Here is a 12101-nt window from a genome sequence, read left to right as displayed (position 1 = left end):
AGTGAAAATGAAAAGTGTAACTATATCAGCCTAATTTACCCCTATCACCCTATCACCCTATCACCCTCTCCCCTGGTCCCCTGGTCCCCCGGTCATTTTCCCACCTTACTCATCCGTATCGGAATAATTTTCGACCAATACTTCCCTGTAAGAATTGAATACAGATGATTGAGACAGGAGACCCTGATAGACCCCTTTATGGTCTACTACCGGCAAATTCCATGCTTTGGTGTTTTCAAACTTTGCCATTGCCTCTTCCATGCTGCTGTGTATTTCTATTGTGGCGGGAGATCCTACCATGAATTTCTCTACAGTAAACCGGTCGTACAGCTCAGGTCGGAACATAATGTTGCGGATATCGTTCATCATTACGAGTCCCAAAAGAATACCCTTATCATCTACTACCGGGAAAATATTCCGGTTACTGGTAGAGATTACTTTTACCATATCGCCAAGGGTCATTTTCGGCGTTACGGTTGGAATATCTTTTTCAAGCAGATCTTTGATCTTCAGGAAAGTAAGTACGGCCTTGTCTTTATGATGGGTGATCAGCTCTCCTCTTTTGGCAAGGCGGATAGCGTAAATGCTATGCTTTTCGAAGACCATGATAGTCCCATAGGAGAGTAGGGAGACGATCATAAGAGGTAAAAACAAGTCATAACCACCTGTCAATTCTGCAATAAGGAAGGTGCCGGTAAGCGGAGCATGCATTACCCCTGCCATTACCCCTGCCATCCCCATCAGAGCAAAATTTTCCTGCGGGAGATAAACGGTATATCCCAATTGATTGAGTGTATATGAATAGACAAACCCGGCAATACAACCTAAGAAAAGGGTAGGAGCAAATACTCCTCCGGTACCGCCTCCGCCGTTGGTAGCGCTGGTGGCAAAAACCTTAAAGAGTATGACCAGCACCAGGAATGCAACAATAGTCCATCTACTTTCCAGTTGATGAAAAAAGCTTTCGTTGGTGAGCGATTGGAATAGATCTCCACCGGCTAACAGGATATTGATGGTATTGTATCCTTCACCATAGAGCGGTGGAAAAAAGAAGATAAGCAAACTCAGCATGGTTCCCCCAAGCAGGAATTTCTTCCAGTGTGACAGTCGGTGAAAAAGCCCCTCCAGACGGCTCATGATACGGATCACATACAAGGACAGAAATCCGCAGAGTATCCCCAGAAAGATTACGTGGGGAATACGGTTGAGGGTGAAAGGTTCGATCAGTGTAAAAGCGAACATAGCGTCCATACCCGTAAGGATGTATGACACGGTAGTGGCCGTGACAGCCGTTACCAGAAGAGGCAGGATAGACGACATAGTGAGGTCGAGCAGCAGCACTTCTATCACAAAAAGAATTCCGGCAATGGGTGCTTTAAAGATGCCTGCGATAGCACCGGCGGCACCACAACCCACAAGGATCATCAGGCTGCGTTGTTCCAGTTTGAAGAATCTACCCAGATTGGAGCCGATAGCGGAACCTGTCAGTACGATCGGTGCTTCCGCTCCTACTGACCCCCCGAATCCGATAGTAATGGAACTGGCCACCAACGATGAATACATGTTGTGTGGTTTGATCCGGCTTTTGCGCTGGGAGATGGCAAAGAGGATTTTTGTAACACCATGGCTGATATCGTCTTTTACCACATATCTCACATACAGTCCCGCAATCAGGATTCCTGCAATAGGGTAGAGCAGGTACGAGAAGTTGAGGTTGGGACGGCTGAAATTTTCGGTGAGAAAAACCTGAAAGAAGTGGATCGCTGTTTTCAGAAAGAAGGCGGCCAATGCCGTGAGAATTCCCACTAAGAAGCAGACGAACAGTAAAAAATGACGCTCCTTTATGTGTCTGTCGCGCCAAATAAGAAATTTATTGAATCTTTCTGTCAGTTGCATCGGAGTACGGAACATTTTCGTTAAGCGAATACAGAGATAAAACTTATTTTAACTCTGTCGAGCACAGAACTATTTCGATAAGTGAGAGCAGAAACAAAGCTGCCAAACGTGGAAATAGTCTAAAGCATTTAAAATAGTAGAATGAAATTCAAAATGGCTATAAATAGCCTTTATGCAAAGATAATTATTTTTTTTACTTACGTATAATTTTGATGGAGCCGTCTTTGGCCAGTTTCACGATCCCCGATGGTTTGGCTTGGCTTTGTTCTTTTTGCCGGTATGTAACGATATAATCCACACCTTCTCTGACCGCCTGTCCGATTTGTGAAAAAGAGGAAGGCGACGATTCCCCGCTTATGTTGGCCGATGTGGATACGATTGGCTTACGGAATTGCCTGCACAATTCCATAGAAAAAGTTTCGGCGGTGATGCGGATGCCAATGGAACCATCCGGAGCAATAAGATTTGCCGCCAGGTTCTTGGCTCCATCGTAGATAATGGTAAGCGGCTTGTCGGCCAGATCTATCAAATCCCATGCAATATCGGGCACATCCTTTACGTATGTCTGTAACTTCGCGGGGTTATCCAACAGCACGAGCATCGATTTGCTATCGTCACGTTGCTTCAGTTCGTAAATGCGTTTTACGGCCTCTTCATTGGTTGCGTCGCAGCCAATACCCCAGATGGTGTCGGTGGGATAGAGAATGATTCCCCCTTTTTTTAATATGTCGCACGCTTTTTTTATATCGTCTTGCATCGTTCTTTAAAAAAATATTTTGACCTTACAGTTTGAGTTTTTGCATTATCAATGCGTGGTAAAATGAATCTTCCGAAGAAAGCCACTCTTCCAACAGCCCTGTCTGCCGATAACCCGTCTTAGCGAACAAACCGATACTACTATTGTTTTTTTCGGGAATGATCGCGTAGAGTTGTCTCAGATTGAGGAACCGGAACGCATATTCTTCCAGCAGCATGAGTGCTTGCACTGCATAGCCTTTACGCCGGTGTTTGCAGTCAATCAATATCCCTACACCGGCCCTTCGGTGAAACGGATCAAAATCATACAGGTCGACGGTACCTATGCATTCGTCCGTTTCCCTGAGTGTCACCATCAGCCGTAACTGTTTGTCCACATATATGTCATGCTTATAATCGATCAGATATTGTTTGATGGAGTACCGGGAAAAAGGGACAATAGAGGCGCCGTTTTGCCAAATGGCCGTGTCGTTCTCCCAGGCATAAAGCAAATCCAGATCCTCCGGTTCGGGAGCACGGAGGCGGAGAATATTATTTTCCAGTAACCTGTTCATTTTCCGGATATTTATTGTGTGTTGGTTCTGGGATATCTTCTATATTCTCAAATCGTTTTTCCTGCATTTCTCCGGCTTTTCTGTCATCGGTCCGGCTGTGATCCCCGTAAGACTGATTTGGGTATAATTGTTCTTCTTGTAGTTCTTGTTCTTCTTCCCCGGTCAAACCTTGTTTTCCGGGCGTTTCAGTGAGGTTTTCCAACTCTTCGTATGATGGTTTGCAAAAGAGAAAAACGATAAACAATACTACCGTAAACCAGAAAAAATTCATATTCCGCGAAATGGTAAACAATATAATATGCATCAGTGTCACTGCGCTGATAGTGTACAGGCGCAGGAAAGAAGCATTTTTATACTTTTCTGTAGCTGTCTTGGTTTCCGTGGGACGAGGTATTTTCTTTAATTGATGGGCGAAAAATTTCAGTGAGGCCGGGATGGCTATGATAGAGATCATGATGGCATATCTCTCAGTCGTAACGCTAATGACCTCTCCATTCGTAAAGAATGGAATCAGACTAAATATGGTAAGTAGGAAAATAGTCGCCAGCAGGATAATATTTCCATAATAATGCCCTTTCAAGAGCCTTATGGTTTTCTCCATTGTATTCACGTTTTTCATATCATTATTTCACTTTTTTCATTAAAGTGTATGGACCCGGAATGATTAGTTAATTTAACGATTTATCGATTAGTAATTATCAAACCTGCACTACTTCCCGAAGATCGGGACAAGTCAGCACATCATTAAATCGACTTACATGCTCGTTTCATTTTGAAACAAGTTTATAGGATTCATCAAACGGCGTCCGGTTCAAAATGGAGCGGCCAAGTGTCACCTCATCAGCATACTCAATCTCATCGCCAATTGATACCCCTCTGGCTATAATACTCACTTTTACTCCATAAGGCTGAAGCTTACGGTAGATATAAAAATTGGTAGTGTCGCCCTCCATGGTAGCACTGAGGGCAAGGATCACCTCCCGGACTTCGCCCGATTTCACCCTCTCTTCGAGACTGGCTATTTCCAGATCGGACGGGCCGATACCGTCGATAGGGGAGATAATACCCCCTAAAACATGGTAAAGGCCGCCAAATTGTACTGTTTTCTCAATGGCCATTACCTCCTTTACATTCTCCACTACGCAGATCAAAGAACTGTCTCGGGATTTGTCACTGCAAATATTACATACCTCGGTATCGGAAATGTTATGACAGACAGCACAATATTTAATCTCCCGCTTCAATTTCAGCATAGTGCCGGCAAAATTGGCTACTCTGTCTTCATCCTGACGTAACAGATGAAGTACCAGTCGCAGTGCTGATTTTCTACCAATCCCGGGAAGATTGGCAAATTCATTGACTGCATTTTCGAGTAAAGCGGATGGGTAAGGACTGTTCATTTACGTAACATTTTCGAGTGGTACAAAGATACGATGATTCAATTTATCGGGCAAATAACTTTTAAATCGTAGAAAATAGAATCATCATGGATTTTTTATTCCGATTTCGTTTTTTGTTAGATATAAGTTTGTAAATTTGCACTTCTTAATTACAAAGTGATAATTTAAAAAAGTGTATAAAAAGCCCTGCTTTGAGGGAATCGGTCGAGTATCCGGTGAATTTTTATAAACAAAGGATGAATATGAAAGTACTTTTGGCAACGAGTAAGCCATTCGCTTTACCTGCTGTGCAGGGGATTCAACATATTATAGAATCTGCGGGTCATCAGTTCGTGAAGTTAGAGAAGTATGAGGCGGAAAGCCAGTTGCTTGATGCTGTGAAGGACGTGGATGCTTTGATCATACGAAGTGATATTGTCAACAAGAATGTAATGGAAGCTGCCCCCAATCTGAAAATAATTGTCAGGGCCGGGGCAGGATACGATAATGTGGATCTGGAAGCCGCTACCGATTGTGGTATCTGTGTAATGAACACTCCCGGACAGAATGCCAATGCTGTGGCTGAGCTTGTTTTCGGAATGATGATTTATGCGCAGCGTAATCATTTCGATGGTTCGGTAGGACGTGAGTTGACTCGCAGACGGCTGGGTTTATATGCTTTCGGGAACGTGGCCAAGATGGTGGCCAAGATAGCGAGAGGCTTCGATATGCCGGTGTATGCTTTTTCACCTACGCTTACGCATGATGACTTGCGTAAAGAAGGAGAATATGGAGTGATCACTGCATATACTAATAAGGAATTGTTTCAGAATAGCGATTTTGTTTCCCTCCATATGCCTTTGCTGGAAGAAACACGTTACTGTGTGGATTATTCCCTTTTATCCCTGATGCCGCAAGATGGGCTTCTCCTCAATACAGCACGGAAGGAGTTGGTGGTAGAAGACGATTTGATCCGTATCATGGAAGAACGCCCGGCTTTCCAATATGTTACCGATGTCAAACCCGATAAACATGAGGAATTTCTGGAAAAATTCCCGAGACGTTATTTTGCTACGCCCAAAAAATTGGGTGCACAAACTATGGATGCCAATAAAAATGCGGGTTTAGCTGCTGCCAATCAAATTGTGGCGTACTTCCAGAATGGAGATGAACGTTTCAGGGTAAATTGAGGAATAATAAGGTGGGAAAATGACTGTGGAGATTTAGGAGATAGGGAGACTGGGGTGATTTGGTAACTTATAATTTTTAATTTATAATTCAAAAATATAACCGTATGCAGAAGTATAATTTTAATGCCGGTCCGTGCGTACTTCCCCGGCCGGCAGTGGAGTCAGCCATTGAAGCGATACGCAATTTCGACAATACCGGAATAGGTATTCTGGAAATATCGCATCGTACTCCGGGGTGGGAGCGGATCATGAAAGAGACGGCAGATCTGTGGAAAGAACTGCTTAATATTCCTGATAATTATCGGGTGCTTTTGCTTGGCGGAGGTGCCAGTACACAGTTTTTTATGGTTCCTGCCAACCTGATGAAGAAAAAAGCAGCCTATCTGCAAACCGGAACCTGGGCTAAAAAAGCCATCAAAGAAGCGAAATTTTACGGTGAAGTGGATGTGGTGGCTTCATCAGAAGACAAAAACTACTCCTATATCCCCAAAGAATACACTATTCCGGCAGATGCCGATTATTTCCATATTACTACCAATAATACTATTTTCGGTACTGAATTGCATGAAGATATCGATAGCCCGGTTCCCTTAGTGGCCGATATGTCGTCCGATATTATGAGCCGTCCGATAGACGTATCCAAATATGGTCTTATCTACGGTGGTGCACAAAAAAACGTAGGCCCGGCAGGTGTGGCTTTCGTGATCGTTCGTGAAGATATTCTCGGTAAGATTGACCGGCCACTGCAGACTATGGTTGATTACCGTACACATATCAGCGATTCCGACAAGAATCGTTCTATGTTCAATACACCTCCGGTATTTCCTATTTTCGTGATGCATGAAACACTGAAATGGGTGAAGGAACTGGGAGGTCTGGAAGTAATGTATAAACTTAACAAGGAGAAAGCTGCGCTTCTTTATGATGAGATAGACCGTAATAAACTTTTCGTGGGAACCGCTGCCAAAGAAGACCGCTCTATCATGAATGTCTGCTTTGTGATGAATGAAGAATACAAAGACAAAGAAGCTGCTTTCCTTCAGTTTGCTATTGAAAGAGGAATGGTGGGCATCAAAGGGCACCGTTCTGTAGGCGGATTCCGCGCTTCTATTTATAATGCCTGTCCCAAAGAGGCAGTAGAAGCTCTGATCCGGTGTATGCAAGACTTTGAGAAACAGCTCTGATTGTCTATTGCGGTAGCTTATCCAGAGCCGTCTCTGTTATAGAGGCGGCTCTTTTTATAATTATTTAACCAGATTATTTTTACGAAATGCATTGTTTGTTACGATAAAATCGTAGATTTGCATTATTAATATAGATAAAAAGATATGGAACGTTTGACTCACCAGGAAGAAAATGTAATGTTGCATGTATGGCAACTCAACGAATGTGCTATTAAGGATGTGGTAGACAGAATGGAAGATCCGAAACCGCCGTATACCACGGTGGCATCTATCTTCAAAAACCTCGAGAATAAAGGATATCTTGCAAAGAGGCGATTTGGAAACGTGAAGGTATTCAAGCCAGTAATATCGGAATCGGCCTATAAGAGACATTTTTTGTCCGGGGTAGTGCAGAGTTATTTTGATAACTCATATAAAGAGTTGGTTTCTTTTTTTGCCAAAGAACAGAAAATTACTGCGGACGAACTTGAGGAGATTATTCGTCTGATTGAAAAGAAACGGAAGTAAGGACTTGTTTCAACCAAATTGAACATATCATGTCACTGTTTTTTATATACCTGATACAAGTAAATATTGCGCTGTCTCTGTTTTATCTCTTATATGCGATTGTGCTGAAGAGAGATACTTTTTTGCGACTGAGACGCCTTTTTTTCTTGTCGGTGATTGTTTTTTCACTTCTCTATCCTTTTTTTACCATCCCGGGGCTAAGTGATATATGGACTTCCCGTTCTTCCGATTTTCAGGAAACGACTGCCACGGTTATTATTGGTGAACCAGGTATGGCTATGGTAGTAGAAGGAGAGGCGGTTGCACCTGTAGCTATCCCTTGGGAAAAAATTCTTTCCTTGTTTTATATAGCCGTCACGCTTGCGTTCTTATTACGGTTTGTATTTCAATTGCTATCTATCTATGGTATATGGACAAAAAGTGAAAAACAGATTATTTCGGGAATCCCGGTGTACCAATTAAAGAGCAATATTACTCCTTTTTCTTTTTTCAGTTTGATTTTTATCCATACCGAAAAGCATTCCGAAACCGAACTGTCTCAAATTTTACTGCATGAACAAACACATGTGCGACAATGGCATTCAATCGATATCATGCTTGTCGAACTGTTGTATCTGTTCTCCTGGTGGAATCCGTTTGTATGGCTGCTAAAGCGGGAAATGGCCATGAATCTGGAATATCTTGCGGATAACGGTGTGCTGCGCGAGGGTATCGACAGCCGGGAATATCAGTACCATCTTTTACGATTAACCTATCATGAGACTGCAGTTCAGATAGTAAATAACTTTAATGTATCACAACTAAAACAGCGAATTATGATGATGAATAAAGCAAAAACGCCGGCATTACAACTGGTAAAATATGTATTGGTAGTACCCATCTTTTTTCTGTTTGTAATGGCGAACAGCATGTATGCGGCAGAGAATGGAGATAAAAGCATGGCAGGAAATAATTTGCCTGAACCTCCACCCCAAAAGAAAGGAGAGGCTGAGGAACTCTTTATAGTAGCGGAGTCCCAACCCGAATTTCCCGGAGGTGAAACCGCCATGATGAAATTTTTGGCCGACAATATCAGATATCCAGTGATAGCACAGGAGAACGGTATTCAGGGACGTGTGGTCTGTGACTTCACGATAATGAAAGATGGTAGCATCAGCAATGTGAATATACTACAGGGAGTGGATCCTGCGCTGGATGCGGAAGTAAAACGTCTCATCAGTTCAATGCCTAAATGGAAGCCGGGCAACCAGCGTGGTAATGTTGTAAATGTACGGGGTGTATTCCCCGTGGTTTTCAGGCTCCAGTGGGATAATCCCGAAGATGATCCTCTGACAAGTGAAGAGAAGTCGAATCTCTTTAAGAGTGACCTTCTGGATGATTTAAAAGAAGTAGAAGGAATGATGATACTTGAAGAAGTGGTAGTCGTTGGCTATGGTATGGCTGAACAAAAGTAGGTAACGGCAAAATTAAAAAGGTTCTGAGAAGATATTTGTTTCACGCTAACTTGTACAAACCATGCATTCGTTTTTTATATACCTGATACAAGTAAATATTGCGCTTACCTTGTTTTACCTGCTCTATTCCCTTGTATTGAAGAATGATACTTTCCTGCGTCTGCGGCGAGTATTCTTCCTGTCGGCGATTGTTTTCTCGCTTCTTTATCCCTTTTGGACTATTCCGACACTTAGTGATTTCCGGATATCGTCCATAGGATTGGGAGAAGTAGAGGCAACGGTAATTGTGGAAGGGGCAAATGCGACAATATTACAGGATGAGGACAGTACTGCCAGAGCGGCTGTTCCCTGGACCAGGATAATTTCGTTGATGTATGTTGTTGTTACTGTTATATTTCTCTTGCGCTTTATCGGGCAGCTTTTATCGATCCTTCAGGTGAATATGCGTAGCGAAAGGTGTAGCATCGCTGGCATTCTAGTTTATCGGTTAAAAGATGACATAACACCTTTTTCGTTCTTTAACCGGATCTTTATTCATACCGGAAATCATTCTGAGGCCGAACTTTCCCAGATTTTATTGCATGAGCAGATGCATACACGCCAATGGCATTCCATCGATATCATGCTTGTCGAACTGGTATGTCTGTTTTCCTGGTGGAATCCGTTTGTATGGCTGCTGAAGCGGGAAATGGCTATGAATTTGGAATACCTTGCTGATAATGGCGTACTGAGTGAAGGGGTTGACAGCAGAGAATACCAATATCATCTTTTACGATTGACTTATCATGAGACTGCAGTTCAGATAGTAAATAACTTTAATGTATCACAATTAAAACAACGAATTATGATGATGAATAAAACGAAATCGCCTACGTTGAAACTGGCGAAATACCTGCTGATACTTCCTTTGGCTTTTTTACTGGTCTTTGCCAATAGTTGTGTAAATCGGGATAAGAAAAGCGGAGAGGATGCGACAACGGAGAGTGTTGTTACTACACCGGGTTCAACGGATACGCCCGATCTTCTCCCTGAAGAAGTAGGAGAAGATAACAGTGAAGTTTTTGTGGTTGTGGAAGAGCAACCCTCATTTCCCGGGGGAAATGAGGCAATGATGCAGTTCCTGGCTGATAATATAAAATATCCGAAAGAGGCACAGGAAAAAGGAACTGAAGGACGAGTGATCGTTAACTTTGTCGTCGAAAAAGATGGTCGCCTGAGCGATTTTAATGTTGTGCGCGGTGTTGATCCTTTATTGGACAGTGAAGCTTTGAGGGTATTGAAAAGTATGCCCAACTGGACTCCCGGTAAGCAGCGGGAAGAGATAGTAAGGGTACGGTTTACGTTGCCTGTGGTTTTCAGGTTAAAGGGGAAAGACACCAAAGATTCTTCTTCAGCTTCAGCATCTTCTGCACCGGTTAAAGCGAGCGTTTCCGATGAAGTATTTGTGGTGGTAGAGAAACAACCCGAATTTCCTGGAGGGCAGGAAGCCATGATGAAATATCTTTCCGACAATATCAAATATCCCATGGTAGCCCAGGAGAATGGAATTCAAGGACGCGTAATCGTGAATTTTGTGGTCGAGAAGGATGGCGGCCTGAGTGATGTGCAGGTTGTCCGCGGTCAGGACGCTGCTCTCGATAAAGAGGCTGTAAGGGTTATAGAGGCTATGCCCAAATGGAAACCGGGTGTCCAGAGGGGAGAGCGGGTGAGAGTACGTTATACATTGCCGGTTGTCTTCAGGCTTCAGAACTGATCAATATTCCGTTGAATAAATAAAAAATATATCTGTTCTGGCTATGTCGAATACAGAAGTAATCTAGAATAATCGACCCTATCTTCTTGTTAATCATTTTTTCGACATGAGCAGAGGACGGGTTTATCCGGACTCTGCTCATGTAACTTAACAAAAACATGCAGGTATAAAGAATGTCTCCGGCAAGGGAGGTTTCTTCTGACAGTTCAAACACTTTCTATCATGCCCAGATCTTACTTTTCAGTCTGTTGTTCCTTCATTCGGTGTGGTTATTATCTCAGTCGAATGAGTTGCAGGATGCCTTGCGTAACTATCAATACAATGAAGTATTGATATTGTTGGAGTCGGAACCATTCACCCGGGAGAATTTGCAACTAAAGGCTCATTGTTATGAAAAGTTGTATAGTTACACTTCCGCACTGAATATTTACAAACAGTTGGTGGATGAATATCCTGATGATGCCAATCTGGCGATTTCTATGGCAGAATGTGCATTACAGGCGGGGAATTCACCGTTATCGTTACAATGCTGGATAGTGGCCGACAGTTTATCACCGGAAAACCAATTTATTCAGACCCAAAAAGCAATGGCTTTTTACAGGAATAATAATTGGAAACAAGCCATTGAACAGGCGAAAGTGGTCTTTGAAGCAGATTCTGTACCTCTTCTTCTTCGTATGGTGGGTGATGCCTATTTATACAGCTCCGAAGGTGATTCCGCCATCTGGTACTATTCCCAGGCTATCGCGAAAAATCCGGCGGATTATCTGGCTGTAAATAAGCTGGGGAATATCTATCTGGGAGCAAAATTTTATGATGCTGCGATCAATCTGACGCAGACATATCTCGAAAATATCAACCCTGGCCAGCAATTAATCGGTCAATTGAACGGAATGGCACACTACTCGGCGGGCAACTATATGGAAGCGACCCAACGGTTAAAGGAAAATATTATTTTGGGTGACAGTTCATATACAACCTGTTACTATCTGGGTATGAGCTTGTATGCTTCCAAATTGTATTATGAATCAGTTAGCTGGCTGGAAAAAGCATATAATCAGAATAATACTGATATCAATCTGCTCTATTACTATGGAACAACTCTCTCCAGGACATACAACCGAAAGAGGGGGATAGAGGTCCTTGTAATCAGTAACTTCGCATGTACAATTTTCGGCAAGATTGAATGTACAGAAATTGGCAATATGCAATGTACATAAAAAGGGTTAAAGAAGAGTCTTCATATATTTGTAATTCACGAAAATACAAACACTATGAAGACTCAGATACATGACCTTAGAAAGGTACGTATGTGGTACGAAGTTAAAGAACTTTCCAGTAATCCGGGCAATTCGGACAGTAAAATTGCAAAAAAGTTGGGTGTTGATCGCAGAACTGTTTCCAGGTACAAGAAGATGAGTGAAGAAG

The 12101-nt window shown here is 42.7% G+C and carries 12 protein-coding genes; 7 read left to right on the top strand and 5 right to left on the bottom strand.

All coding sequences use genetic code 11. From position 1 onward, the window contains the following. Nucleotides 1–105: 105 nt before the first annotated feature. From F597_RS0104355 to recR, 5 genes are all read right to left on the bottom strand, one after another. Nucleotides 106–1896: a chloride channel protein gene (locus tag F597_RS0104355; RefSeq protein WP_026327110.1), complete on the bottom strand. Its 1791-nt coding sequence runs from the start codon at nt 1894–1896 to the stop codon at nt 106–108. Between the two features lie 193 nt (nt 1897–2089). Further along, nucleotides 2090–2653 (bottom strand): L-threonylcarbamoyladenylate synthase, encoded by a 564-nt coding sequence (locus F597_RS0104350; protein ID WP_019538490.1) that lies wholly within the window; start codon nt 2651–2653, stop codon nt 2090–2092. Between the two features lie 25 nt (nt 2654–2678). Beyond that, complete coding sequence (locus F597_RS0104345) at nt 2679–3206, bottom strand: GNAT family N-acetyltransferase (protein WP_019538489.1); 528 nt, start codon at nt 3204–3206, stop codon at nt 2679–2681. Continuing rightward, a complete protein-coding gene (locus tag F597_RS0104340; protein ID WP_139224039.1) occupies nt 3184–3807 on the bottom strand; it encodes a hypothetical protein in 624 nt (207 codons plus the stop codon). Before F597_RS0104340 ends, F597_RS0104345 begins: the two co-directional genes overlap by 23 nt. A 166-nt stretch (nt 3808–3973) precedes the next feature. Next, nucleotides 3974–4606 carry a recombination mediator RecR gene (gene recR / locus F597_RS0104335; protein ID WP_019538487.1) on the bottom strand — a complete coding sequence of 211 codons (633 nt, stop codon included), beginning with the start codon at nt 4604–4606 and terminating at the stop codon, nt 3974–3976. A gap of 242 nt (nt 4607–4848) precedes the next feature. Here recR and F597_RS0104330 point away from each other — a divergent pair, with 242 nt between their 5' ends. The 7 genes from F597_RS0104330 to F597_RS23080 all read left to right on the top strand — a co-directional run. Continuing rightward, on the top strand, nt 4849–5775 hold the full coding sequence (locus F597_RS0104330; protein WP_026327109.1) for an NAD(P)-dependent oxidoreductase: 927 nt from the start codon (nt 4849–4851) through the stop codon (nt 5773–5775). A gap of 104 nt (nt 5776–5879) precedes the next feature. Then, complete coding sequence (gene serC / locus F597_RS0104325; protein WP_019538485.1) at nt 5880–6959, top strand: 3-phosphoserine/phosphohydroxythreonine transaminase; 1080 nt, start codon at nt 5880–5882, stop codon at nt 6957–6959. A gap of 144 nt (nt 6960–7103) precedes the next feature. Next, nucleotides 7104–7466, top strand: a complete 363-nt coding sequence (locus F597_RS0104320) for a BlaI/MecI/CopY family transcriptional regulator (RefSeq protein ID WP_019538484.1) — start codon at nt 7104–7106, stop codon at nt 7464–7466. 29 nt (nt 7467–7495) lie between these two features. Then, nucleotides 7496–8920, top strand: a complete 1425-nt coding sequence (locus F597_RS20100) for a M56 family metallopeptidase (protein ID WP_019538483.1) — start codon at nt 7496–7498, stop codon at nt 8918–8920. 61 nt (nt 8921–8981) lie between these two features. Further along, on the top strand, nt 8982–10673 hold the full coding sequence (locus F597_RS0104310; protein WP_019538482.1) for a M56 family metallopeptidase: 1692 nt from the start codon (nt 8982–8984) through the stop codon (nt 10671–10673). Nucleotides 10674–10846: 173 nt separating this feature from the next. Next, entirely contained in the window at nt 10847–11893 is a 1047-nt protein-coding gene (locus tag F597_RS0104305; RefSeq protein WP_019538481.1) for a tetratricopeptide repeat protein, read from the top strand. Nucleotides 11894–11947: 54 nt separating this feature from the next. Beyond that, a partial coding sequence (locus tag F597_RS23080) for a helix-turn-helix domain-containing protein (RefSeq protein ID WP_169337964.1) occupies nt 11948–12101 on the top strand: 154 nt, incomplete at its 3' end.

It is taken from the genome of Proteiniphilum acetatigenes DSM 18083 (assembly GCF_000380985.1).
GTDB classification, from domain to species: Bacteria; Bacteroidota; Bacteroidia; order Bacteroidales; family Dysgonomonadaceae; genus Proteiniphilum; species Proteiniphilum acetatigenes.
The sequence above is the reverse complement of the archived record's forward strand: the minus strand, read 5'-3'. Positions and strand labels throughout refer to the sequence as shown.